Genomic DNA, 24,459 nt, shown 5'->3' with positions numbered 1-24,459 from the left:
CCCCTACGCCCCCGACCCCGCCCACACGCTCACCGGCTGGCCCAACCGGCCGGACGCCCTGGGCATGGCCATCCGCAATACGTGGGAGGTCACCGGCGGCACGCCGATCCTGGTGACCGAGAACGGCATCGCCACGGCCGACGACGCCGAACGCGTGGCCTACATCATCGAGGCGCTGCGCGGTTTGAACGCCGCCGCCGCAAGCGGCATCGACGTGCGCGGCTACCTCTACTGGAGCGCCCTGGACAACTACGAATGGGGCGAATGGGGCCCCACCTTCGGCCTCATCTCGGTGGACCGCGCCACCTTCGCGCGGACCCCGCGCCGGAGCCTCGCCTGGCTCGGACGAATGGCGCGAGAGCAGCGCCGACGCGCCGTGGCGACGACGCCGAACACGGCAGAAGGAAGCAGGGCATGACAGCCACCTGATGGAACCGTCTCCGCACGCTCCACGTGGAGACATGGACGGCACCGGCCGGTCGCTTCTCACGGGATGCCGCGGTAGCCCATGAGCGATCGGCGACCGCGGCAGTCGGCGCGGACCACTGGGATGCGGGGTGTCACCGGAGCCACGCAAGCGTCTGAGGCGATCTCGCCCGAGATCAGCCCGCGATGCGCGGACGATCGAGGCCGAGGCGGGGATACGCAGGATTCACGCACGCTTAACCCGAACGAAAATCTAGTCATAGTCAGATTTTGTTGATACGGTCCCCTCACAATCTCTAGCAGCGGCTAGATTTTCCCTGCGCGCTGATCATGGGAGATCCGCGATGCCCACACCAGAACCGCAGCGGGACACGGTTCCGCCGGCCACTTCCCCCCACACCCTCGCCACTCGCCCGGACGACGCGCAGGCCAAGGACACCCCTCAGGACACGGCGGCCGACCAGGTGCCGCCGCAAAAGGTGTCGAAGCGCAACGTCGCGGGCATCCTGCTCACGACATTCGCGAACTCCGCCGCCACGCTGATGCCGGCCCTCGTCGGATTGCCGATCATCGTCGCCCGCGTCGCTCCCGAGAACAAGGAATCCGGCCTTGGCATCGCCCTGGGTATCACGGCATTCCTCGGGATGCTCCTCGCGCCGGTGTTCGGCGCGATCAGCGACAGGACCACACTGCGGATCGGCATGCGCCGTCCCTTTCTGATCGTAGGTCCCGCCGTCACCATCCTCGGACTGGTGCTCCTCGGCCTCGCCAACAGCCTCGGCGCCGTGTACGCCGCCGTCACGATCATGGCCCTCGGCCAGGGCATCGCCGGCGCGGCCGACGGGGCGATGATCCCCGACAGCATCCCGGACCGGTTCCGCGGGCGCGTATACGGATTCTCGACAGTGACGGGGGTCTCGGCCGGGCTCATCGCGAGCGTCGTCGGCCCGCAGTTCATCGGCAACCAGTTCCTTCTCACCACATTGGCGATTCCCCTCTACGTGCCCCTCATGGCGATCGGCCTCTGGCTCTACCGCGACCGCGTACTCGACCCGAAGGACGTCCCTCAGCAGCCGATACTCCGGACCCTGCTGGCCGGATACCACTTCAACCCCAGGAGCGCCCCGGATTTCGCGTGGGTATGGCTCGGCCGCTTCTTCGTCACCTTCGCCGTCGCCTTCACCGGTGCCTTCGCCATCTACTTCCTTACCGACCAGCTCAAGGTGAGCCAGGCCGAACTGCCCGCGCTCATCGCGATCAACAGCGCGCTCAGTCTGGGCGGGACCACCCTCGGCACGATCGTCGGCGCGTTCGTCACGGACCGGGTCCGCAGCCGCCGGAACCTGGTCATGGTCGCCGCTCTGATGCTCGCCGCCGGTGGACTCATCGTCGCCTTCTCGCCGACCGTCCCGATCTTCCTGATCGGTAGCGGCCTGCTCTTCTTCGCCATTGGTCTGTTCATCCCCACCGACGGCGTGCTCGTCATGAGCGTCCTGCCGGGCGGCGGGAAGAGCGACGTCGCCAAGTACATGTCGCTCATCGTGATCGCCGACCAGCTCCCGCGCTCCATCGGCCCCATGATCGCGCCGGGGATCATCGCGCTCGGCGCGCTCACGTCTCTGGGCGGCTATCCCGCGCTTTACCTCACCGCCGGTGCCGTCGCCATCGTCGGTGGTCTGCTCGTGCGGCGCGTACGCACGGTCAACTGAGTCCCGCGGGGGACGGTCCGGTCCGATCTGCCGCCCAGAAAAACTAGGCGCAGTAAGCTTTTCGCTGGAATCACTTCACTAGCGAGATGAGGGTTGGACCGGCAGTGACCACGGCGAGAGGACCGTATTCGAAAAGCGCCCGGGTGCGGGCCGCGGCGATCGAGGCCGCTTCCGAGATCTTCGGCAATGCCGGCTACCGGGGCGCGACCTTCAAGGACGTGGCGGCGAGGCTCGGCATGACCCACGCCGGCCTGACCTACTACTTCCCCGACAAAGACGCGCTCCTCGCCGCGGTGCTACAGGAGCGGGACCGCCGAGCCACCGAGCCCGGCACATCGCTCCCCGCCTCACCCACCCGCGACGACCTCATAGAGCACATCATGAACATGCTGGCCGAGAACATGGCGCACCCGGGATTCCCCGAGCTGCACTGCGTGCTCTCGGCGGAGGCGACCGCCGACGACCATCCCGCGCACGAATACTTCCGCGATCGTTACCGCAAGGCTCGACGCCTTCTGGAGAGGGCACTGGCCGAAGCGGCGGCGCGTGGCGAGATCCGATCCGCTCCGGCGCCCAAGCAGCTGGCAGTTCTGCTGCTCGGGGTGTTGGACGGCGTCCAACTCCAGTGGCTGCTCGATCCGGAGGCAGTCGATCCGCGAGAAGGTGTCCGCAGCTTCATCTCCGATCTCCTGGCACCCCCCCAACCAGCGTGACCCTCCCCCGGCAAGCGCACCTCCGCACGCCTTCGCCGGCCCTCTGACAGCTCACATTGCCTTTGCACTCCGATCTGCATCGGAGCCAGGTTGCCGCCCCCGCACTACTCATACGTATCAGTGGAACGTCTCTCAGCATGGATTGAGCGCGCCGGCATCGCCCCGGGCACGCGAGCGCCCCGGGAAAAGGCCGCGCTCACCCCGTAACCCGCACGCACAGCACCGACACCAACACAGCTGCGCAAGGAGACCACGATGTCCACACCCGAGCAGATCGTGTCGGAACTCCTGGCCGTCTACGACCGGCCGGACGCCAACGCCGTCGAGCTGCTGTGCCGCCGCTACCCGGCCGACGCCGTGGCGTTCACCGTGATCGAGCCCGATCTGTCGAGCCGGGAGGTGACGTTCGGCGAGCTCGACGAGCGATCCGGCCGGTTCGCCGCCGGCCTGGGGGTCAGCGAAGGGGACCGGGTGGCGACACTGATGGGCAAATCCGCCGAGATGGTGATCGCGCAGCTGGGCATCTGGCGGCTCGGGGCGGTCCAGGTGCCGTTGTTCACCGCTTTCGCGCCGCCGGCCATCGCGCTGCGTACCACCGGCAACGGCACCAAGGCGGTCATCGCCGACGCCGAACAACGCGCCAAACTCGTGCCGGGCCCGGACTTCCCCGCCGAACCTGAGTGGGCCATCGTCACCACCGGCGAGCCGGCCGGACGGGACGTCTCCTTCCACGACCTGCTCATCGGGACTGACCCGGCGCCCGAGCCGGTGGCGGTGGGCGGCGACGGCACCCTGATCGAGCTGTTCACCTCCGGGACGACCGGTACACCCAAGGGCGTCCCCGTCACGCTGCGCGCCGTGGCGGGACTGCACGCCTACCAGGTGTTCGGCCTGCACCACACCGACGAGGACGTGTTCTGGGACGCCGCCGACCCGGGATGGGGGTACGGCCTGTACTACGCCATCGTCGGTCCGCTCGCCACCGGCCGGCGCAGCCTGCTGCTGCGCGGAGGTTTCTCGCCGGAGCTGACCTGGCAGGTGCTGTCCCGCTACGGCGTCACCAACTTCGCCGCCGCCCCCACCGTCTACCGCGCGCTGCGCAACGCCGACCTCCCTATCCCCGCCGATCTGAGGCTGCGCCGCTGCTCCTCAGCCGGTGAACCGCTGCCCCCGGACGTGATCGCCTGGGCCGAGCACGAGCTAGGCATCCCGATCCGCGACCACTACGGCCAGACCGAGACCGGCATGACCGTTGCCAACGCCTGGCACCCCGATCTCCTGGAACCCGTAAAGCCCGGCTCGATGGGCCGCCCCCTGCCCGGCTGGCGCGTCGAGGTGCTCAAACCCGACGCCGACGAGATCGCCCCCGCCGGAGAGCCCGGCCGCGTCGCGATCGACGTGCCGAACAGCCCGCTGATGTCGTTCACCGCATACCGCAACGCCCCCGACCGCACCGCCGAACGGTTCAGCGCCGACAGCCGCTGGTACTACACCGGCGACGTCGCCACCAAGTCCGCCGACGGCCATCTCACCTTCGGCTCGCGCGACGACGACCTCATCCTCATGGCCGGCTACCGCATCGGCCCGCACGAGGTGGAAAGCGTCCTGCTGCACCACTCCGCCGTCGCCGAGGCGGCCGTAGTCGGCGAGCCCGACGACCTGCGCGGCGAGGTCGTCGTCGCCTACGTCGTGCCGCGGCCCGGCCGCGAACCCGGCCCGGCGCTCGCCGGCGAACTCCAGCACCTGGTCAAGACCCGGCTGGCCGCTCACGCCTACCCACGCCGGATCTACTTCATCGAGGAGCTGCCCAAGACGCCCAGCGGCAAACTCCAGCGCCACCTCCTCCGCCGGCGTCATCAGGTCGAACCCTCGACCGGATGACGCGAACGTCGCCACATGTATCTCAAGGTTCGTGAGCAAGAGCGTCCTTCCCGCAACCGCCGACGCCGCGATGGGCGATGTCGAGAGTGACGTGGGTCAGGTCGGATTCCGGCAGCTGCCACCAGTGCGCAGCCTGTTCGAGGTCGTCGATCGCGTTCCGGGTGACCGTCGCCGACAGCGGCACGGCGGAGGTCACCTCGACGCGCCCGGCGGGGGCCGGTGAGGGTGAGTTCGTCGACGCCGCCGCGGATGCCGTTCTCCTGCGGCTTCACGTACGGCGTGGCCAGCTCGTGCACCGGTGAGGACCACCTGGCCAGGAGCGCGGAGGCGCGACGGTCGGGGTGGTTCTCCCACGGGCCGAGCCCTGTCATTTCGCCGACGCGAAGCTCGCGTGAGGGCGAACTGGATCCGACGCGCAGGCCGTCGCGGGTGCCCTCGGGAAGGGTGACGTGCTCGTCGACAGTTCGGCCATCTGGGCCTGTATGAGCCAGACTGTCCCGTCGGCCGCCTGGAACTGGCCAAGCGACGCCACCCGAGCCGAACACTCAACGGCCTCCGCGCTGACCTACCTCAACTCCGGGTACGCCATGTGCGTCGGCGCGGCCTCCGCCAAACCCCGCCTGGACGTCGTCATCCGCAACGCCATCAACGAGGGACTCATCCCTGGCCCGCGCTACCTGGCCAACTGCCAGGAGATCGCCGTCACCGGCGGCGGCCTCGTAGACGGCATCACCGCCTTTGCCGACGGCCCCGAGGAGATGCGCAAGCAGGTCCGCCGCAACGTCGCCTACGGCGCCGACCTGGTCAAGCTGAGCATGTCCGGCGAGGAAATCACCGGCAACCAGCACGCCGAGGACAACTACTTCTCCGACGAGGAGGTCCTCGCCGTCACCACCGAGGCCCACCGCCGCGGCCTGCGCGTGTGCACGCACGCCCGCTCCGCGGAGAGCGTGAAGATGTCCCTGCGCAACAACGTCGACATCATCTGCCACGCCAGCTTCATCGACGAAGAGGGCCTGGACATGCTCGAAGCCAAGAAAGACAAGGTCTTCGTCGCCCCCGGCCTGAACTGGCTGGTGGCCACCCTCAACGACGCGTCTACCTTCGGCTACCCGCCCGAGGCCGCCGAAGCCGCCGGCTACAAGCGCGAACTCGAATACGCCATCGCCGGCCTGCAGGAGATGCGGCGGCGCGGCATCCGCGTCCTGCCCGGCGGCGACTACGGTTTCGCCTGGACCCCGCACGGCACCTACGCACGCGACCTGCAGCACTTCGTCGAGCTCCTCGGCTACACCCCGATGGAGACGCTGCTGGCCGCCACCAAGCTGGGCGGGGAGATCATGCGGATGCCCGACGAACTCGGGCAGATCAAGCCCGGCTTCTACGCCGACTTCATCCTCGTCGACGGCGACCCGCTCAAGGACATCAGCGTCCTGCAGAACCGCGACAAGATCGTCGGAATCATGAAGGGAGGCGCCTTCCACAAAGACCCCGGCGACGGCACACCTCGGGACGCCTCCGTCCCGGCCGATCAGCCCGTCGTCGTCACGGCCTGACCCCATAAGAACCTGCCGCCCCCGGTTCCGCCCTGACCCGGGGGCACCAATGCAGATGTCCGGCGATGCTCGAGGCGCTCAGCGGCCGCTACAACTTGGTCCCGCGAACAACGACAGGAACAAGCCGCAGCGGGCCGCTCACGGGACCTTAGGACAACGTTCAGCCCCGCACCTAGCAAGATCGTTACCGGTGACAACAGCCGTCTACCGCTATGAACTCCGATCTCTTCCACCGCCAGAACTGGTGACACCCGACCGCGCCGAACAGCAGCCGGTACAGCCCAGGCTCGTTCGGCGCCACAGGCCCGAGGACTGCGCCGTGCCCGTCCCTGGTGATGTGCTCGTGGCACGCGCTACCGCACCTCGAAGTCGCCGGCGAGGCCGGGCAGGGCGAGGAGGCCGTCCGCGTGATCCGGCCATATCGCCGTCCGCCGCCGCTACAGCACCGTCATGGCCCGCGCCGACAAGCTGTTCAAACGACTCAGGGCCGCCCGGCTCGACAACAGCGTCGAGACCGAGATGCGCCGCCTGGCCCACACGCAGCTGCTCATCATCGACGTGCTCCTCAACGCCATCGGCTACGTGATCATCGCGACCTTGCTGCTGACATGGGCCGACTGCGTCACCTCCCGGAAGCTGGCCAAGCTGGAGCAGCGCCACGCACCCCGAGCGATATGTCCATCGACATCGCCACCTCAACACATGAGGCGAAAGAGAACATGAGTACGAGGATCGCGCACCTCGGCATCGTAAGCACGTCACAAGAACCCTACGATCAGAATTAGTAGATGGGCGATTCACCCTGCCACCCACCCGCTGTGATCATGGGTGACACGTGGGGGATCGCAAAGTTTTACCTAGTCCCACACCTACTACTGGCAAGGGATTTCAGCACCTATTTGGCGGCAGGTGCACCAGAATCCGATTTGCCCACTTGCGCCCCCTATGGTGATTTGCATACCTTTTGAGTCATCGCGGTGCATGTCTTGACGAGCTCTTCGTCGCATCGTTACCGCTTCGTTGACCGGACCGCGCGCGGCCCTGAGGGGATGCTTCAGGACGGCGTTCGGCCGCCGAATCCGCACCTCGCGGAGCCGGGGACCCATCTTCTTCGGGGTGAATCGGACGCCAGCCCAGGCTGCGCCCGTAGGGCACTTCCAGGCCCGAACCCGTCAGCTAACCCGGTAGGCGGCATGGAAGCAAGGAGTCAATACCTCATGCTCAAGCCTCGGCTTGCCACAATCACCCATACCCTCAAGAACCACCTCGATCTCCACAACAAGCGCCTCAGCCTCGCCATCGGCGGTGCGATCTTGGCGGGAACCGCTGCCATCACAGGCGTAGCTGTCTCCGCGGTCGCCTCGTCCACCGAACAAAGCTCGGTGCACGAAGTTCAGCAGAAGGCCGGATCGCTCACCTACGGCGTGGACGTCTCCCGGTACGAGTCCGACTACGACTGGAGCGCCAGCCCGGCCAAGTTCGGCATCATCAAGGCCACCGAGGGCACGAGCTTCCGCGACGCCTCGTTCGCCCGTCACTGGCGCGAGATGGACAAGAAGGGAATCGTGCGTGGCGCCTACCACTACGGCCACCCGGGCAACGACCCTATCGCCGAGGCCGAGTACTTCCTGTCCATGGCGAACTCCCAGCCCGCCAAGGCCGGCGACCTGCTGGTCCTGGATCTGGAGACCACAGACGGCAAGTCGGTCGCCGAGGTCAACGCGTGGGCCAAGAAGTGGTTGTCGCACGTGAAGGCCAAGACCGGGGTCACCCCGATGCTCTACAGCGGCTGGAACTTCGCCAACACCTACGGCAAGGGGCTGGCCGAGTATCCGCTGTGGGTCGCCCACTACAGCAAGGCCAAGGGCCAGCTTGCCCCGCCCGCCGACTGGAAGTCCTGGGCCATCCACCAGTACACCGACTCCCCCGTCGACCAGAACGTCTCCGTGCTGACCCCTGACCAGTTGCGCGACCTGGGCCGCCCCGCTGTCTGACGAAGGAGACGGATACAGCACCGGTCGATCACTCAACCGTGTGGAATCGGTAGAAGCGGAAGAGACTCTCGCGACCGTCCGCCTCTACCGATTCCGATGTCCGGCTGGCATGTCGAAAACATCGCCGGACGCCGTGGTGCGCACCGCTCCGGCCCGTACTGGCCGTCGGATCGCTCCTCCTTCTGGCCGAGGCCCTCCGCCGAAGGTTGCACGCCCTGCGCTCCTGCGCCGTCTCTGCCGACGGCCCGAACACCGACCTGGAGATGCAGGTGAACCTCGTGCGGTCCGGCCTGGGCTGGATGGACCGCGAGGAAATCCCGCCGGTCCCGGACGAGGTCGCCTCACTGATGAAGGACGTCTCCGCCGTCGGCAAGCTGGATCGAATGACCTTCCGGCAACGCTGAAGGCGGGGAACCGAACCCGGTTCCACCCGCCTTCAGCGCTTTCAACGCGCGGTGGTGAACAGGAACGCGCAGTCCTGCACGGCCTCCACGCGGTGGCGGCGTGCGGGCATGACCAGCAGATCGCCGGGCAGTCCGTCCCACGAGTCAGGCCCGGCGACAAGCCGCACCCGCCCGTGCAGCACGTGCACCGTGACCTCGCCAGGATGCTCGTGTTCGTGCATGTGCTCGCCCTGCCGCAACGCCATCACGGTCTGCCGCAGGTGTCTGAGCACGCTCAGCTGCGCATGTTCCGCCGCCGTCCTGGCACGAGGGCGAAGAAGGAAGATGAACGTGGCGTCCGTTGCAGCCCACAGCTAACTACTATCGAATATAGTTGCTTCGGCAGGCGCAACCGAAATACTCGGGAGGGGACCGCCTGTCCTCGCAGCGTCAAGGCTATGTAGAGCGCGTCCAGTACAAGGGCCACCCAGTCAGCAGGGCGATCAGCGAGCCGTCCAGGCGGGGCCGGCCTGGTTCGGCGTGGTAGCCGCAGCATCGCCTGTCTGATCAGCACGTACAGCGCAATCGAGGCGATGAACAGAGCGCCGTCGACATAGCAGTTGAGGTGACTATCTGCACATCGAGCGGCGACTCCATGTGCAGGATGGGCCACGGCGGGGATCCGCCGTGGCCCATGAGCTCATCCTCCTGTGTAGCGGAAGATCCAGAGTCCGCTGTCCATGTCACTGCCGAAGATGTACGTCTTGTTCTTGATCTTCGCGGCCTCGACGCCCCAGAAGTTGTTGCCGTTGGCGTCGATGTACCTACCGACCTCCTTGATGCCCCACGGACCCACCTTGATCACCCGGATGCCCCCGGCGTAGTAGGACAAGTACGCCAGGTCGCTGCGCTCGGGGTCGGTGGCGACCTCGTGCACGGTCAGATCGCCGAAGCCGGTGGCGAAAGCCGGGTCGATGCCCTCCTTGATCGCGTAGTTGTCGATTTCCTTGAGCGTCGCGGCGTCGAGCAGGTGCACTGTGCCCCAGCCGTCGAACGTCGTCGTCGCCTTGACGCCGGCGCCGAGGGTGCCGAGCGCGGGCATGTCCACCGCTCCCGGGGACGTGTATTCAGGGGCGTCCCCGAAGAGCAGGTGGCCGACCCGGTGGCCGACGCAGATGGCCGAAGCGGTGATCGTGAACTCGTGTCCCTGGCCGCCGCAGAAGAACCCGTCACCGAAGCGGCCGTTGCTGGTCGCCACGTGGCTCTGCATGACGATCACCTTGTCGTAGCCGGCGAGCTGGCCGGATTCGACCTTGTTGGAGAAGAAGCAACCGCCGCGTACGAACACCACGGCGTCCGCGCCGGTGGCGGCCTTCGTGGGCACCTCGGCGCGGTCGCTGACGCCGTTGCCGTCGGTGTCCTCCTCGCAGCCGCTGCCGCCCCACGCGGTCTTCGCCGCCTGGAAGGTCTGGGCGGGCAGCGTGCTGATCGGCACCGTCCAGCCGAACTCGCCCGCGCCGTACGTCCCGGCGTTCGGCCCGTCGGTGACCTGGAAGGCCGTCCGTACCGGGGAGAAGTCCTCGTCCGTGCCGATGATGAAGCGGTTGTTGGCGGTCCATTCCGCCTGGTGGCCGTTGCCCTCCGGTGGGGAGAACCCGAGCAGCTTCTCAGGGTCGGGGTAGCGGGAGTCGGCGACGAAGACGGGGGTGGCCGGGTTGTCCAGGTTGAGGATCACCCATCCGGCGTCCCAGTAGGACAGCAGGCCGAGCCAGTGGCCGCGGATGCGCTTGACCACCATGTCGTGCAGGAAGACGGACTGGCCGTTCGCGCCGACCTCGGCGTTGGGCCAATCGGCGATGCTGGTCTCGGCGAGCAGCACCGGGTTCGCCGGGTCGGTGATCTCCATGATGTCCACATCGCCGACCGACTGCTCCAGGTCGTCCGACATCATCGCGAACACCCGATCGCCCGCCTGCCAGGCGAAGACGCTGTGCTCGTCGTTCGCCACCGGCTGGGTGCCGTCGTTGAAGTCGCCCTTGCCGATGGCCAGCGGGACGATGTTCTTCGGATCGGTGACGTTGTAGATCGACATGCCGCCGACGGCCTCAGGCGCGTCCGAACAGATCTCGTTGTTGGTGACCAGGATGTCGCCCTTGAACTTCGCCGTCTTCACCCTGATGACGTGCATGCCCTCACCCGGATACGACCCGGCGGGGAAGGCGGTGAAGGACAGTTCCTTGGGCGCGTTGGGCTTCGAGACGTCCACCGTGTAGAAGCCGCCGGTGCCGCAGGGGTCGGTGTTCAGCCTGCGGGCCGCCAAGTAGGCGTAGTTTCCAAAGACGGCGACGTCCGCGATGTGGCCAGGGCGGTTCTCGCCGGTGGCGCCGCTCATGTCGAGCTTGGCCACGAGTTGCACGTTCTTCTTCGTACCGGGCAGGTGCCCGTCGGTGCCGCCGTGCTGATCGTCCTTGCCGGCGATCTCGGGATCCTTGGCTTCGGCTCCCAGGCTGGGCGTGGGGGTTGGAGGTTGAGGGCTCGCGATCCCAACGCCGCTCATGGCTAAGGTCAGGGTCACGACGGCGGGCATTACCAGTAAGCCTCTTCGCATGCTGGACCTCTTCGTCTCGTCTGCTGGGGACACGAGTGACATGCGCGCACTGTCGGAAAGGTACGTCCTACAACACGTAGGAGGAAGAGACATGCCCGGATGCGGCCAGATTTGTTTACTTTTCAATGCTTCCGGTGATCAGTGAATGGCGCCCGCAGTGGGCATGTTTCGCTCAGCGGGGGTCTCGCCGCAGCGAGAGCTCAGCCGCCGTAGTTCTTGAGCATCCGGTCGGCCGGCTCGCGGAGCGCGGGATGGGTGAGCACGGCGTTGCGGCCCGAATGAGCCTCGACCGACGGAGGTCTGTTGAGGGAGGCTCCGCGACCTTCCAAGCGAGCGATCCGCTGCTCGAGCCCGGCCCCTTGTTGAGGACTCATAGTCGCGCAAGACGCCGGTGTCAGCCGCCGAAGGGCGTCGACGACGGGAGTGGAGCCGTGGCGGAGTGCGCAGCGTCGTCCGCGATGAGTTCGGTCAGCTCGGCGAGCTCCGATTGGGCCTGCTTGATCATTGTGGCCCAGGGTAAGGCGGCACGCAGCGCATCGACCATGGTGAGCAGCCCGTGATGGCGCCAAGGCGCCGACGAACAGCGCCAGTGCCGAGATCGTCCATGCCATCCCCCATTACAGAGCTCCCCCGCCATGGCGGTAAACGTCGAATATTGACATCTCCTACACCGCGTCGGACACTTTGCAGGTTTCACCCGCGAAGGGCGTACCCCAGGCGTTGACTCCCACAGGAGCGTGCCATGCGAATCCCGTCCCGATTACCGCTGCTCCTCGCCATCACCGCAGGCTTGATCCTCTTGCTGCCACAGGCCGCCGTGGCCGATCACATCGACGCCGCGAGCACGTTCACCACCAGCAAGAACATGCACGCCATCGGCTTCTCTCCCAGGGCGAACACGATCACCCCGTTCACCGCCAACTCCGACCTGGCCTTCTGGCGCAACCGCGCCTACCAGGGGCACTACAACGGCTTCCGCACGCTCGACCTCAGCAATCCGGCCCGGCCCAGAGAGGTCGTCTTCCAGGAATGCCGCGGCGACCAGGGCGACATCGTCGTCTGGGACAAGATCCTCATCCGCTCATGGAACTCCCCCGCGCCCGCCGGAGCCACCTGTGACGGCCAGCCGGTGGCGGAAGGATTCGAGGGCGTCCACGTCTTCGACCTCAGCAACGAGAAAGATCCGGCGTTGGTCGGCTCGGTGGAGACCGAGTGCGGCTCGCACACCGCCACGGTCGCCCCGGACCTCCGCAACCGCCGCCTGATCGTCTACAGCAACGTCTCCAGCGGCTGCGACGCGATCGACGTCATCGAGGTACCGCTCGCCAACCCGGCCGACGCCCGCCTGCTGCGCACCGAACCGCTCGACGGCCCGTTCACGACCGGCGTCGCGCCCGGCTGTCACGACATGGGCGTCATCCAGGGCTCGGCCAACCTCGCGGCCTGCGCCAGCGCCGACGGGACCAACGTGTTCGACATCGGCGACAACGCGTTCCCCGGCGGCAGCCTCGATGATCCGAATTTCCTCTACACGATCAGGGAGTCGGGTGTCGGCGATCTGACGCAGGGCTCGGGCCGGTGGCACTCGGCCTCCTTCACCTGGGACGGCAAGGTCATCATCCTCGGCTGGGAGCCCGCCGGCGGAGGCGGTCCGAGGTGCACGGCGACGGGCACCGTCCTGCCCGGCGGAGTCGTGCAGACCGACACGCACAAGTCGCTGTTCTTCTACGACGCGGCGAATGGCGCCAAGCTCGGCCAGTGGGTGCTGCCGCGTGCCCAGACCGTGGAGGAGAACTGCACCCTGCACAACTACAACGTGATCCCGCTGGACCACCGGTATGTCCTGGTCAGCGGCAACTACCAGTCCGGGATCAGCGTCCTGGACTTCACCAACCCGGCCCAAGCCAAGGAGATCGCCTACGCCGATCCGGCACCGCTCGTGCCGGCGCAACTCGGCGGTGACTGGTCGACCTACTGGTACAACGGGCTGATCTACGAGTCGGACATCACCCGCGGGCTGCTGGTCTGGTCGTTGTTCGACGTACGTGCGCTCGGGCGCCCGCAGCACCACCTCAACCCGCAGACGCAGGAGACAACCCTCCGTTGACCGCGCCGCGTCGGCCGTAGCTGCTAGGGATCTGATTCGGCCGGCGCGACGCTCCCCACTGGCCCGAACATGTCATGGGAGCCACCATGCGCCCGAGAACCCGCATCCTCGCCCTGCTCGCCTGTCTTCTCATCGCCTCACCAGGCTGGACGCTCGCCGACCCCGATCCCCATGACGGCAAGAGCCGCGGCTGGCAGCCGGCGGCCCCGCAGCAGGCACAAGCCCTTGCCGCCACTCCCTGCGTCGGCGGCTCAGCGGCCGGATACCCCTGCAACAAGGTCGACCTGATGGCCCAGCTACCGCTGAACACGATCGGCGGCGGCAGCGGCAACGACATCTGGGGCTGGACCGACCCTCAGACCGGCAAGGAGTATGCGCTGGTCGGCAGGTCTAGCGGCACGTCCTTCGTCGACGTCACCGACCCGGCCGCGCCCGTCTATCTGGGCAACCTGCCCACCGCCACGGTCAACTCAAGCTGGCGCGACATCGAGGTCCACAACAACCACGCCTACATCGTCTCGGAGGCGTCCGGCCACGGCCTGCAGGTCTTCAACCTCACCCGGCTGCGCAGCGTGACGAGCCCGCCGGTCACGTTCACCGCCGACGCCCGCAACACCTCCTTCAGCACCGCCCACACCATCACGATCAACACCCAGAGCGGCTTCGCATACGTCAACGGCTCCAACACCTGCTCGGGCGGGCCGCGCATGTTCAACCTGGCCACGCCCGCGAGTCCGGTCTTCGCCGGCTGCGTCAGCGCCGACGGCTACACCCACGATTCGCAGGCCGTGATCTACAACGGGCCGGACACCCGGTACACCGGCAGGGAGCTCCTGCTGAACTCCAACGAGGACACCCTGACGATCTTCGACGTGACCACCAAGTCGGCCCCGGTCCAGCTCTCCCGCACCAGCTACAGCGGCCGCGGCTACACCCACCAGGGCTGGCTCACGGAAGACCACCGCTACTTCTTCCTCAACGACGAGACCGACGAGCAGAACTTCGGCCACAACACCCGCACCCGCGTCTTCAGCATGGCCAGCCTGACCAGCGTGGCGCTGCTCGGCTTCTACTCCGGCCCGACCGCGGCCATCGACCACAACCTCTACATCAAGGGAAAGTACGTCTACGAGTCCAACTACACCGCGGGCCTGCGCATCCTCGACAGCACCAACGCCGCCAACCCCACCACGATCACCGAGGCCGCGTTCTTCGACGTGCACCCGGCCAACAACAACGCCACGTTCAACGGCACCTGGGCGAACTACCCCTTCTTCAACAGCGGCACAGTGATCGTCAACAGCATCGAACGCGGCTTGTTCGTGCTCAAGCCCAACCTCGACGGCCCACCTCCCGTCACCGTCTACTCCGACGACTTCGAGTCCGCGACCGGATGGCTGCCCAACCCGGCGGCCACGGACACCGCGACCGCCGGCCAGTGGGAGCGAGGAGATCCCGAGGCGACCGCCTCCGGCGGCACGTCACTGCAGCAAGGCACGACCGTGAGCGGCGTCAACGACCTCGTGACGGGACGGCTGGCCGGAGCGAGCGCGGGCACGGGCGACATCGACGGCGGAACGACCAGCATCCAATCCCCTGCCGTCACGCTCCCCGCCTCGGGACCGCTCACCCTGTCCTTCTCGTACTCCTTCGCGCATCTGAACAACGCCGGCTCGGCCGACTTCTTCCGCATCAGGATCGGCGCGGCCGCCACCAGCACGGTCTTCCAGCAAACCGGCGCGGCGAGTGCCCGCTCAGGCGCGTGGACCACAGGCTCGGCGGACCTGTCGAGCTTCGCCGGTCAGACGATCAGAATCCTGGTCGAGGCGGGTGACGCGGCGGGCGGCAGCCTGGTCGAGGCCGCCGTGGACGACATCAAGATCACTCAATAGGAACGCGAATGTGCCGGCGTGGGCCCGTGTGCTAGATCATGCCCACGCCGACACATCTACGAAGAATAAGTGCTCCCTTATCGGCCTCAGAACCCGGGGGTGCACTGAGTTCTCGGTGAACCTACGCGCGCCCGTTCCTCGGGATGGATCGGTCGTCGCCACGGGTCCAGACCGCGATCGTGCGGAGCTCTTCCCGCGTGAACGGCTCGCCGCGCAGCGAGCGCCCCTCGGCACGCAGGAGCACGCGGTACACGCCAGCCACGGGAGTCGGAACGGTCCCCGTGAATTCGCCGTCCGCCACTTCGGACAGCGGCATCTGGTAGGGCTTGGCGTCGGGCCCGCTGACCTCGGCGCGGACCGAAACGGTGTGCCCGAGCGGGATGCCGGCCTCCGCCAGCGACGCGATGATCTGCGCGTCGCCGCCGGGGCGGCGAGAGGACTGCTTGACGGTGACCGTCATCCGGATGGCCGAGCGGGTCTGGACGGCCAGAGTGTAGGGCAAGCCGTGCGTCTTGATCCGGTTGATCGCCTCGAAGTCCCTGCGTTCCTCCAGCTCGTTGATGATCCGCTTCAGCTCGTCCGGGTCGACCGACAGGTGGGCCTTCCACTCCCCGCCGACCGGCCCCGGCAGCGCCGGGCTGGGCAGGGCCAGCCGGAGCACCCGGTGGTTGGCCGTGGCGGCGAGCTGGGCGCCGTTGGTGTCATCGATGCGGGTACGGTCGGGCGCTTCGAGTGCCACCTTCAGCGCGCGGGCGTACGGGGTGAGCACGATCACGTCGCTGCGGCTGTCGGCCTCGGTGAGCGGGTACGGCTCCACGGCCGTCCCGCCGATGGGGACGAAACCATCCGGATCGACGATGATCTGCGAGTTCGTCATCCCCGCGATGATCTGGGCGTAGTACTTCTGCAGCCGGATCTGATCGTCGGCTCCCGCCTGACCGGTGAGCAGCAGGTACCCGCCCGTGCTGTCGACCAGGTCGCCCAGCGCGGCGGGATTGAGCTGCTCGGCCGTGCCGAGTCCGACGGCGAACACTCGCGAGGTGATCAGCGGCGCGACGTCGGCGATGAACTTCGCCGCGGTCTCGAATCCGTCGGTGAACACCACGGTGGCCTGCGAGCTGAACCCGGAGGTCACCCCGAGCTGCGCGGCGGCCGCTTCCAGGCCGTCCCCGATCGAGGTGAGGCCGTTCGGATCGGTGACGTGGTGGGAGATCGCGTTCAACGCGTTCGCCCTGCCCAGGCCGCCGATCGTGCCGCCCGCTACTTCGACGGGCATGGCCTCGGCGGCGTCGGTGTCGAACTGGATCACGCCTACCGCGTCGTCGTCACCGAGCAGGTGCACGAACAGCGGCGCGGAGTTGCGCAGCACCTCGATCCGCTTGAGCCCGGCGACGCCGGACGGCGCGTCCATGCTGCCGGAACGGTCCAAGACCATGGACGAGGCCACGGTCGGCTTGGCGATCACGTTGGCCTCGATCGGGATGCTGAAGGTGTCGCCGGTCTCGGCGACGTTGACCTCCAGCGTGCCGGACGCGGACGAGCCCGCCAGTCCAGGGTTGAACAGCACCCACACGAAGACGTCGTGCGCCACGTAGGCCTGCGGGTCCGGTGTCACCACGGTGGATTGGAGCAGGGTGAAGGCCGCGTCGCCCTTGACCGCGGCCTGGCAGGTGACCGTGCGGCAGCCGCGTACCCGCAGGCGCAGCGCGCGGGCCGTCTGCTCGCCCTCGGCCACGTCCAGGAACCGCAGCGGAATGCCGGGAGCCGGGGCGATCTGCATGACGGTCACCGGCAGCGAGTCGTAGCACGGCGGGGCGACCACGGAGGCGTGGCGGCAGTTCTTGACCTCGATGTCGGTCGAGCCGCTGGTCCACGGCGGGATCGGCGAGCCGAACTCGACCGTGCCGTCCCACGGCTGCAGGTTGTGCAGGATGCCTTCCGATCCGGTCGAGTTCGTCTCGTTCCCGTAGACCTGCGCCTGATCCAGCCGCCACTCCTGGCCCGGCCGGGTCTGCCACATCGCGAACAGCCGGTCGACGTTGGAATGCAGCAGGAAGACGAACGGGTCCTCGAAAGACGCGTGGGGATCGAAGATGTTGCTCCCCGGCCCGAAGAATGTGTGTGCGGTGTTGTGCGAGCTCTCCAGCGCGGCCCGGAAGCTGGGCCACTGCTGTCCCTGGGGCAGCGCATCGCTGCCTGTGATGATCGTGGCGTCAGCGCTCACGCCCGGCGCTCCGGAATTGCAGAATCGCTTGATCGCCCGAGGCGGGTCGGCGGGATCGAGCGTCTGGTCGCGGCTTCCCGCGAGTTGATCGCCGTTGTGCAGCGGCGCCAGCACGCCCTGCACCAGTCCGCTCGCCGTACCGAAGAAGTCGTCGCTGGTCAGATCCACCGTGCCACCGTTGCCGTCGTCGGCGGCGCGCGGGTCCTGGGTCCAGTCCCAGTAGTGCAGCGCCACGTCCGGGTCCACCTGTTGCAGGAGGCGTTCGTAGCGATTGCACAGCTCCCGGTGCCACGGGATGAACGACGGCCCTCCGTGGTTGTGGGTGCCCTGATGAATCTGGTCCTGCTTGTCCCAGTACGACACGCCGTCCACGTACGTCTGAAGGTCTGCCTTCCGTACCGCGTCGACGAAGGCGTCGCGCTCGGCCTTGGTGAGATGCGCGATGTTGCGCCGCATCGGTCTGGCCATGATGGTCCCCCACGGGTTCGGACACTGCTAACAGACCGACGCTACGGGGCAACGCTCTGTTCGGCCCCGGGGCACGACTCAGGGATGTCCCTAGTCGCGCCCCGCGAGCCGTACCGCTAGAAGCCGCGCAAGCCGCGCGGTTTGACGATCCACAGGCCGGTGGTCATGGTACTCCCCGACGCCGCTGCCATCGGTCGCCATCGACGACCCAGCGCTCGGCCGCGGCCCCAACAAGGTCACCATGTGGAGCTTCCCGATCATCCGAAATGGCCTGATCTATGTCGTGGACATCCGCAACGGTCTGTACGTGCTGTCCTACACCGGCCGGCACGCCGACCAAGTCCGCACCACCCGTTTCCTGGAGGGCAATTCCAACCTGCGGTGACACGGAAGGCAGTCCCCTGCCCGAGGTCAGTTCGCGCCGGCTACCCTGACGACGCCCGCGAGATTTCGGGTGTGCACAGGCACGATCTTGACGACGTCCCCCGTCCTGGGAGCCTGGATCATCTTCCCGTCACCTAAGTAGATCGCCGCATGAGAGATGTAGCCAGGGTTGGTCGGGTCCAGTCGCCAGAAGATCAGGTCTCCCGGCCGTATCTGGGCGAAGGGAACCTGCGGACCACTGGCGAACTGCTGGTGCGTCACCCTCGGCAGGCGGATTCCGGCGCGTCCGAACGCCCACTGGATCAGCCCGGAGCAGTCGAACGCGTCGGGCCCCTCGGCGCCCCATACATAGGGAGCACCGAGCTTGCTCGCGGCTGCCGTGAGGACAGCGCGGATTCGCTCGTCGGGAAGCGAACTCGGCGACCTCCCGGCTCGTGCAGGCGTGAACGCGGGCTTGAGGACGACGACCTGGACACCCCGCGGTAGTTTGCGCGACAGGGCATCCTTGAGGCGGGCCGAGTCGGCTCGTGGTGCGCTCACCAGCAGGGCGTTCTTCTGCGGGAGCCCCAAGCGCTGAGCCGTGCGTCTGGACACGACCGCGTCGACGATGCCCAGCCCCATGGTCGCCACTGCCCCGATCCGCAGGTCCTGACCTGCGGCCTGTATCGAGCTTCCGAGCGCGAGCCCGCCATCGGTTTCCAACCCGAAGGAGACCGCGGCGTCGCCGGCGGCGATGCTCTGCCACAGTGGATCCGAACGTGCGGTGGGGCCGGGCGTGTACGAGCGGAATGACGACGGATCGACGCCCATGGTGGCAACGTTCCGGCCCGCGATCGTCAATCTCGCGGCGTCGACCTGCTCGACCGCCGTCACCTCCGTCCGCCCGCGAACGCGCGTGACCACCTCTTCGGACAACGTGCGTTCGCCGATCACGAGAAGGTGCGCCTCACGCCGTCGCTTCAGCGGCGCGACAGGGTCGGCCGCCGGTGTCGCGGTAGGAAGACGCCTGTTCATGGCGGATGGCCGCTTGACCGGTTTCGTGGCCTCAGGAATGGTTTCCATCCCGGCAAGGACCACCGCACCCGTCGCCAGGACGACGACGATCACTGCGGACAGCAGGTAGATCGCCGAGAAGCTACTACGGTTCATCGTCTCGTCAAACCGTGCCGACCTTTGCGCGCAGAGCCGAGATGACGTCCCCCTATCGATTGCTACTACGCAATATAGTGATGCTGGGAGATATTAGTGCAGGCGGAGGTGTTTGCGTAGCCAGCGGGTGACCGGCGGCAGGGTGGCAAGACGGAGTGGCAGATCCCGCTTCAGCAGGTCCAGCCGGTTGGCGGGCGCGTGGGATCCGGTGTTTCGGCGGCCCATGGCCTGCCGTTCTTCGGCTTCGGGACGTAGTTCGGCTTCCCATTCGCGCAGCGCGGCGGGGATGTCGTCGGGGTGGCGGCGCAGCGCCGTGCCCAGGAGCTCGGCGCCTCCGACAGCCAGTGAGGAGCCGTAGCCGGCGAAGAGGGTGACGCACCAGGCGGCATCGCCGAGCAGCACCACGCGGCCCTCACTCCAGCGGTCGGCGACGATCTGGGAGACGCTGTCGAAATAGACGCTGTCGGCCGACATGGCCCGGATCAGGTCGGGAGCGGCCCAGGCGATGTCGCGGTAGGCCGCAGCCAGCGCCCGCTGTGGCCCCTTCGCCAACTCGCCGGCCGGATCCGCGGCACCGTACGTGAAGAAGGCCGCCGTCCGGCCCGGCCCCAGATTGGCGATCATGAAGATGTGGCCGACGCGGGTGACGGTGGTGAAGGCGCGTTCGCGTGCGCCGTCCGGCAGGTGATCCAGCGTCGTCGCGGCGACCATGTGGCCGAGGTCGCGGCGGAACCGTTCTTCGGGGCCGAAGACCAGCTCGCGCACCTTCGAGTGCAGCCCGTCCGCTCCCACCAGCAGGTCCGCGTCGAGTACGGTGCCGTCGTCGAGCTCGACCCGCACACCGTCCTCGTTCTGCTTCACCGCGGTGAGCGTGGTGCCGAACCTGATGGGCACCTTGCCCGCCACCGCCTCATAGAGCGCTTCTTCGATGTCGCCGCGCATCAGCGTCAGGCCGCGGTCCCCGAGCAGCGCTTGCACGGTGCGGTGCGGGACGGTGAAGCGGTGCCGGCCACCGGGTTTCCTGTAGACCATGTCCACGGCGCCGGCGTGACGCTCGCGCAGCGCAGGCAGGACGCCCATGCGCTCGGCGGCGTCGTAGCCGCGGCCGAAGAAGGCGACGACGTATCCGCCGCTCCTGCGGGCGGGGGCCCGTTCGATCACCACGGGCTCCCAGCCGATCTGGTGCAGCCGCAGCGCGGTGGCCAGCCCCGCGATGCCCGCCCCGACGATGACGACTCTGCTGGTCATGATTGTTCCCTTCGGTTGTGGAGGACGGCGAGGGCGATGACGACGACCACGGCCATTAGCCCGGCGGCGACGCCGAACCCGACGCGGTACCCGGCGACGAGCGCCTCGGCGGGCGCACCCGGCGTGGCGGCGGTCGCGCGGACCGCGACGCTGGACAGAACGGCGAGTCCCAGCGCCCCGCCGAGTTGGGCGCTGACGTTGAGGAGCGAGGAGGCCACGCCGCTGGACGAGGGCGGCACCCCGGTGAGCGCGGCCGTGGTGAGCGGGACCACGATGACGCCGAAGCCGAGTCCGATGACGAGCAGCGGCGGCATGACGTCCGCCATGAGGGTGCCGCCGGCCGAGAGCCGGGTGAACAGCAGCAGCCCACCCGCCGTGACCAGAGATCCCGCGGCGATCACCAGCCGGGTGCCGAAGCGCCTGACCAGCCGTGGGCCGAGGGCGGAACCTGCGATGAGGATCACCGTGAGCGGCACGTACACCAGCCCGGTCATCAGGGCGGAGTAGCCGAGCACGCCCTGCAGGTAGAGGGTGGCGAAGTAGAAGACGGCAAACATCCCGGCACCCCTCAGCGCCTGGATGATGTTGGCCCCGAGCAGCGATCGGTTGCGGAACAGCCCCAGTGGAACCAGCGGCTGCCTGGCGATGCGCGCTTCGTGGAGCACGAAGTAGGCGAGCAGCGCGGCGGCGGCCACGATCAGGGTGAGGGTGCGTGGCGAGGACCAGGCGTTGGCGTCGGTCTGCAGGACGGCATAGGCCAGCAGCCCCACCCCGGCCGTGGACGTCAACGCGCCGGGCAGGTCGAACCCGCGGGAAACACGGGGAGGCCGCTCCCCATCGGGCAGCAGCCGCCCGGCCACCAGCAGGAGCAGGCCGACCGGCAGGTTGACGAAGAACATCCAGCGCCAGCCAGGTCCGTCGGCGAACAGCCCGCCCGCGATGAGTCCCACGGTGCTCGCGGCGCCGGTCGCGGCGCCCCAGACGGCGAACGCCCGGCTTCGCGGCGCCCCTTCGGGAAAGGTCAAGGCGATCAGGGCCAGCGTCATGGGGGCGATGAGCGCCGCGCCCAGGCCTTGGACGGCCCGGGCCGCCACCAGCACCCCGTCGCTCTGGGCGAATCCGGCCGCCGCCGACGCCCCGGTGAACAGCGCCACCCCGCCGAGCAGGACGCGCCGGTGGCCGTACAGGTCGCCGAGCCGGCCGCCCAGTAAGAGGAATCCGCCGAACACCACCATGTACGCGTTGACCACCCAGGACAGCGTGGCGGCGGAGAACCCCAGGTCGTCCTGGATCGCCGGCAGCGCCACGTTGACGATCGTGACGTCCACGCTGTCCAGCACCTGGGCCAGGCACAACACGCCGAGCACAGCGACATGTCTGCGGGTCCAGACGAATTCTCGCGTCTCCATGGGCCTCCTCAGCTGAGAATGAGCATCTGCTCATACAGTATGAGCGAATGCTCATTCTCGGCAAGGCCCAGCGCTGATCAGGTAGATTGGGTGCTCATGTCACCGCGTGGCGTTGCGATCCCGGACGTACAACAGCAGCTCTTTGACGCGGCGGAACGCGTGCTCCTGCAGAAGGGCCCCTCGGGCCTGACCGGGCGCGCGATCACCAAGGAGGCGGGCTGTGCCACCGGTCTGCTCTACAACCACTTCGCGGATCTGGACACCTTCCTGGCCGCGCTCTTCCTCGATCGCGCCGGCCGGGCGAGCGCGGGAATGGCCCGGTTGCCCGGCCTGGCGGGCAGCGGTGACATGGTCGACAACCTGATGGACGCCATCGAAACGCTGTTCGCCGGCAACCTGCTCGCCCTCGCCGGGCTCGCCATGGCCAGACCGTCCATCATCAGCCACCTGAGCGACGCGCTCGCCGACGGCACGCTGGACATGGATGCCAGCGAACGAGCCTTCGCCGCCTACCTCCGCGCCGAACAGGAACACGGCCGCATCCACGCCGACGCCGACGTCGAATCGCTCGCCCTCGCCCTGGTAGGCGCCGCACACCAGCTCCTGCTCACCCGCGGCCTGAACGCGCCCGACCTGCGCGACCGCATGCGCAGGACGGCCACGGCCTTGATCGCAGGTGTCAGACCGCAGGCGTAGCAGGGTTTGCGGTTGGTCTCCTACGCGGCTTGGCCAAACGTAGCGCCTCCGCAGACCACATGCGGCACGCGCCGCCCGGGGCTTGCTGACTGCGCGGCCGTACGAGCCGGTGCACAAATCGGCGTGATGGCATCATCGACGGCGACGGCTCATCCGCACTGTCGGTGCGATTCGCTCTCTAGGACCCGCTTGAGATAGCGGAGTCGGTGCGTGCGTGTTCGCGATCTCTCCCGACACCGCGGAACACATGACTGAAGATCCACTCGAGAAGGCCACCAACCCGCATCCCGACGATGGCTGGACCCGCGGTTCAGCATCGAGCCGGGTGGTGCGGTCCTGCTCGCCCGGACGGATTCGTGGCCGGCGATCCTCCCCGTGATACGGGCTCACTCTCATCGGTGACGTGCTGGAGTCTGGTGGGCGGCGGGGTCGGACGTCGAGGCCGAGTGGCGGGTTCGGAGCAGGGCGGCCAGGAGGACGGCGCCGAGGACGAGGAGGGCGGCGACGACGGTGAGCGCGAACGAGAAGCCTTCCGTTGCGGCGCGGAGCGGGTCGGCTTCGGCATCGCTGCGATGTGCGCCCAGGGTGACCAGGACCGCACGCCCGCCGCGTACGGGTCGCCGGCCGCCACGCCGGACAGCAGCAGCACCAGCCCAGCCGAGCTGATCAGGAAGGACAGGACGAGGGCCCAGCGCATTCCCATCCGCATCATCACGCGGCTGGACAGCCACATGCCCGCGAGGATTCCGGCGCCGAACGGCAGGTAGGCGACGCCGGCTTGGAGCGGACCGTATCCGAGCACGGTCTGCAGGTGGATCATCAGCAGGAAGGCCATCGCGTAGAAGGCCGCGGAGAACAGCAGGGTCACGCCATTGGCGACGGCACGCGTCCGATCGGACAGGAACGACATCGGCACCAGCGGCTCAGCCGCCCGCGACTCCGTCACGAGAACGCCGTCGCCCTGTTCGCCGGACCGGCACGCCACGACGTGTGCGCCTGCCACGGTCCCGGCTGCTGCTGTATTTCCTCCGCGACATCCCACGGCGCGAGTGGCGCTCAGCCGGCTGTGGCAATCGAGCCCGAGCCGCCCGCCGCTACGCGAAAGTGCGGGGAGAGAAGAAAAATAATCCCTGAGTCGTCCACGGCGGCCCCAGCGACTCGCCAGGGAGCACGTCCACCTGGCCGAGCAGGGCGTCCTTCGGCGCGGTGGTGACGTTTATCCCGTCGTCGCGCGTAGGCCTCCAGAACCGCTCGGAGCCGCGTTTCGGGTCGCCGGCCTGGTCGCGAACCTGCCCGAGATGTTCGAGGTGCACGGTGATCTGCCATTCGTGCCGGCACCTCACGACGGTGCGCCGCGATCGTGGACGGCGATTGTCGCGGCCACGAATTCCCATGATCGCGTGGCGTTCCCGGCGATGGCGAAGACCGCCACGATTCGTTGACGGCTCCGAGTCGGTGTTCGCTCGGAGCCATCAACATACCTCTACTTGAAGCGGCGTAGCCGCAGGCTGTTGCTCACCACGAACACGCTGGAGAACGCCATCGCCGCGCCCGCGATCATCGGGTTGAGCAGGCCGAGCGCGGCCAGCGGCAGGGCGGCCACGTTGTAGGC

General features: G+C 67.8%; 22 protein-coding genes, 1 pseudogene and 1 riboswitch. Of the genes and pseudogenes, 12 read left to right on the top strand and 11 right to left on the bottom strand.

The annotated features are described in order from the left end of the window. From EJK15_RS51970 to EJK15_RS51955, 4 genes are all read left to right on the top strand, one after another. Nucleotides 1-418: family 1 glycosylhydrolase (locus EJK15_RS51970; protein ID WP_138717880.1), on the top strand; the 418-nt coding region annotated here is incomplete at its 5' end. Nucleotides 419-770: 352 nt separating this feature from the next. Then, the gene (locus tag EJK15_RS51965) at nucleotides 771-2,135 is read left to right on the top strand and encodes an MFS transporter (protein ID WP_138717879.1); all 1,365 of its coding nucleotides are present in this window, start codon (nucleotides 771-773) and stop codon (nucleotides 2,133-2,135) included. A gap of 104 nt (nucleotides 2,136-2,239) precedes the next feature. Further along, nucleotides 2,240-2,848, top strand: a complete 609-nt coding sequence (locus EJK15_RS51960) for a TetR/AcrR family transcriptional regulator (protein ID WP_171075034.1) — start codon at nucleotides 2,240-2,242, stop codon at nucleotides 2,846-2,848. A 255-nt stretch (nucleotides 2,849-3,103) separates the two neighbouring features. Then, nucleotides 3,104-4,729, top strand: coding sequence for an AMP-binding protein (locus EJK15_RS51955; RefSeq protein WP_138717877.1), 1,626 nt, complete (start codon nucleotides 3,104-3,106; stop codon nucleotides 4,727-4,729). 22 nt (nucleotides 4,730-4,751) lie between these two features. On the opposite strand, the gene EJK15_RS76755 is transcribed toward EJK15_RS51955, so the two are convergent. Further along, nucleotides 4,752-4,925: a hypothetical protein gene (locus EJK15_RS76755; protein ID WP_206061637.1), complete on the bottom strand. Its 174-nt coding sequence runs from the start codon at nucleotides 4,923-4,925 to the stop codon at nucleotides 4,752-4,754. Nucleotides 4,926-4,956: 31 nt separating this feature from the next. After that, nucleotides 4,957-5,100, bottom strand: a pseudogene (locus tag EJK15_RS78020) (beta-galactosidase small subunit-related protein); the annotation flags it as partial. A 111-nt stretch (nucleotides 5,101-5,211) separates the two neighbouring features. On the opposite strand from EJK15_RS78020, the gene EJK15_RS51945 reads away from it, so the two are divergent. From EJK15_RS51945 to EJK15_RS76750, 4 genes are all read left to right on the top strand, one after another. After that, nucleotides 5,212-6,285 (top strand): metal-dependent hydrolase family protein, encoded by a 1,074-nt coding sequence (locus EJK15_RS51945; protein WP_206061636.1) that lies wholly within the window; start codon nucleotides 5,212-5,214, stop codon nucleotides 6,283-6,285. Between the two features lie 450 nt (nucleotides 6,286-6,735). Then, nucleotides 6,736-7,008: a hypothetical protein gene (locus EJK15_RS51940; protein ID WP_138717875.1), complete on the top strand. Its 273-nt coding sequence runs from the start codon at nucleotides 6,736-6,738 to the stop codon at nucleotides 7,006-7,008. Between the two features lie 338 nt (nucleotides 7,009-7,346). Next, a riboswitch (cyclic di-AMP (ydaO/yuaA leader) is annotated at nucleotides 7,347-7,491 on the top strand. Between the two features lie 11 nt (nucleotides 7,492-7,502). Next, nucleotides 7,503-8,279: a glycoside hydrolase family 25 protein gene (locus EJK15_RS51935; protein WP_171075033.1), complete on the top strand. Its 777-nt coding sequence runs from the start codon at nucleotides 7,503-7,505 to the stop codon at nucleotides 8,277-8,279. Between the two features lie 269 nt (nucleotides 8,280-8,548). After that, entirely contained in the window at nucleotides 8,549-8,683 is a 135-nt protein-coding gene (locus EJK15_RS76750; protein WP_276615520.1) for a hypothetical protein, read from the top strand. A 41-nt stretch (nucleotides 8,684-8,724) separates the two neighbouring features. On the opposite strand, the gene EJK15_RS51930 is transcribed toward EJK15_RS76750, so the two are convergent. The 3 genes from EJK15_RS51930 to EJK15_RS76745 all read right to left on the bottom strand — a co-directional run bounded on the left by EJK15_RS51930 (nucleotide 8,725) and on the right by EJK15_RS76745 (nucleotide 11,599). Next, complete coding sequence (locus EJK15_RS51930; protein ID WP_138717873.1) at nucleotides 8,725-8,955, bottom strand: cupin domain-containing protein; 231 nt, start codon at nucleotides 8,953-8,955, stop codon at nucleotides 8,725-8,727. A gap of 407 nt (nucleotides 8,956-9,362) precedes the next feature. Further along, on the bottom strand, nucleotides 9,363-11,219 hold the full coding sequence (locus tag EJK15_RS51925) for a hypothetical protein (RefSeq protein WP_138717872.1): 1,857 nt from the start codon (nucleotides 11,217-11,219) through the stop codon (nucleotides 9,363-9,365). Nucleotides 11,220-11,470: 251 nt separating this feature from the next. Continuing rightward, nucleotides 11,471-11,599 carry a hypothetical protein gene (locus EJK15_RS76745; protein WP_276615519.1) on the bottom strand — a complete coding sequence of 43 codons (129 nt, stop codon included), beginning with the start codon at nucleotides 11,597-11,599 and terminating at the stop codon, nucleotides 11,471-11,473. Between the two features lie 413 nt (nucleotides 11,600-12,012). On the opposite strand from EJK15_RS76745, the gene EJK15_RS51920 reads away from it, so the two are divergent. Together EJK15_RS51920 and EJK15_RS51915 are read left to right on the top strand one after the other, a co-directional pair. Beyond that, the gene (locus EJK15_RS51920) at nucleotides 12,013-13,377 is read left to right on the top strand and encodes an LVIVD repeat-containing protein (RefSeq protein WP_138717871.1); all 1,365 of its coding nucleotides are present in this window, start codon (nucleotides 12,013-12,015) and stop codon (nucleotides 13,375-13,377) included. Between the two features lie 86 nt (nucleotides 13,378-13,463). Continuing rightward, the gene (locus tag EJK15_RS51915; protein WP_206061635.1) at nucleotides 13,464-15,269 is read left to right on the top strand and encodes a choice-of-anchor B family protein; all 1,806 of its coding nucleotides are present in this window, start codon (nucleotides 13,464-13,466) and stop codon (nucleotides 15,267-15,269) included. 121 nt (nucleotides 15,270-15,390) lie between these two features. Here EJK15_RS51915 and EJK15_RS51910 read toward each other — a convergent pair whose 3' ends face one another. Beyond that, entirely contained in the window at nucleotides 15,391-17,961 is a 2,571-nt protein-coding gene (locus EJK15_RS51910; RefSeq protein ID WP_138717870.1) for a tyrosinase family protein, read from the bottom strand. A 241-nt stretch (nucleotides 17,962-18,202) separates the two neighbouring features. Between EJK15_RS51910 and EJK15_RS71610 the strand changes: the two genes are divergently transcribed. Next, the gene (locus tag EJK15_RS71610) at nucleotides 18,203-18,346 is read left to right on the top strand and encodes a hypothetical protein (protein WP_171075032.1); all 144 of its coding nucleotides are present in this window, start codon (nucleotides 18,203-18,205) and stop codon (nucleotides 18,344-18,346) included. Between the two features lie 26 nt (nucleotides 18,347-18,372). Here EJK15_RS71610 and EJK15_RS51905 read toward each other — a convergent pair whose 3' ends face one another. From EJK15_RS51905 to EJK15_RS51895, 3 genes are all read right to left on the bottom strand, one after another. Beyond that, entirely contained in the window at nucleotides 18,373-19,494 is a 1,122-nt protein-coding gene (locus EJK15_RS51905; RefSeq protein ID WP_138717869.1) for a C40 family peptidase, read from the bottom strand. A 93-nt stretch (nucleotides 19,495-19,587) separates the two neighbouring features. After that, nucleotides 19,588-20,742, bottom strand: coding sequence for an FAD-dependent oxidoreductase (locus tag EJK15_RS51900; RefSeq protein WP_138717868.1), 1,155 nt, complete (start codon nucleotides 20,740-20,742; stop codon nucleotides 19,588-19,590). Continuing rightward, nucleotides 20,739-22,151 carry an MFS transporter gene (locus EJK15_RS51895; protein WP_138717867.1) on the bottom strand — a complete coding sequence of 471 codons (1,413 nt, stop codon included), beginning with the start codon at nucleotides 22,149-22,151 and terminating at the stop codon, nucleotides 20,739-20,741. Before EJK15_RS51895 ends, EJK15_RS51900 begins: the two co-directional genes overlap by 4 nt. A 96-nt stretch (nucleotides 22,152-22,247) precedes the next feature. On the opposite strand from EJK15_RS51895, the gene EJK15_RS51890 reads away from it, so the two are divergent. Further along, entirely contained in the window at nucleotides 22,248-22,847 is a 600-nt protein-coding gene (locus EJK15_RS51890; RefSeq protein WP_138717866.1) for a TetR/AcrR family transcriptional regulator, read from the top strand. A 310-nt stretch (nucleotides 22,848-23,157) separates the two neighbouring features. Here the strand turns inward: EJK15_RS51890 and EJK15_RS51885 are convergent, their stop codons facing one another. Both EJK15_RS51885 and EJK15_RS51880 read right to left on the bottom strand, forming a co-directional pair. After that, complete coding sequence (locus EJK15_RS51885; protein ID WP_206061634.1) at nucleotides 23,158-23,850, bottom strand: MFS transporter; 693 nt, start codon at nucleotides 23,848-23,850, stop codon at nucleotides 23,158-23,160. Between the two features lie 91 nt (nucleotides 23,851-23,941). Next, the gene (locus EJK15_RS51880) at nucleotides 23,942-24,241 is read right to left on the bottom strand and encodes a hypothetical protein (protein ID WP_138717865.1); all 300 of its coding nucleotides are present in this window, start codon (nucleotides 24,239-24,241) and stop codon (nucleotides 23,942-23,944) included. Between the last annotated feature and the right edge of the window lie 218 nt (nucleotides 24,242-24,459).

Origin of the sequence: Nonomuraea basaltis (assembly GCF_005893125.1) — a bacterium.
Taxonomy (GTDB): Bacteria; Actinomycetota; Actinomycetes; order Streptosporangiales; family Streptosporangiaceae; genus Nonomuraea; species Nonomuraea basaltis.
The sequence above is the reverse complement of the archived record's forward strand: the minus strand, read 5'-3'. Positions and strand labels throughout refer to the sequence as shown.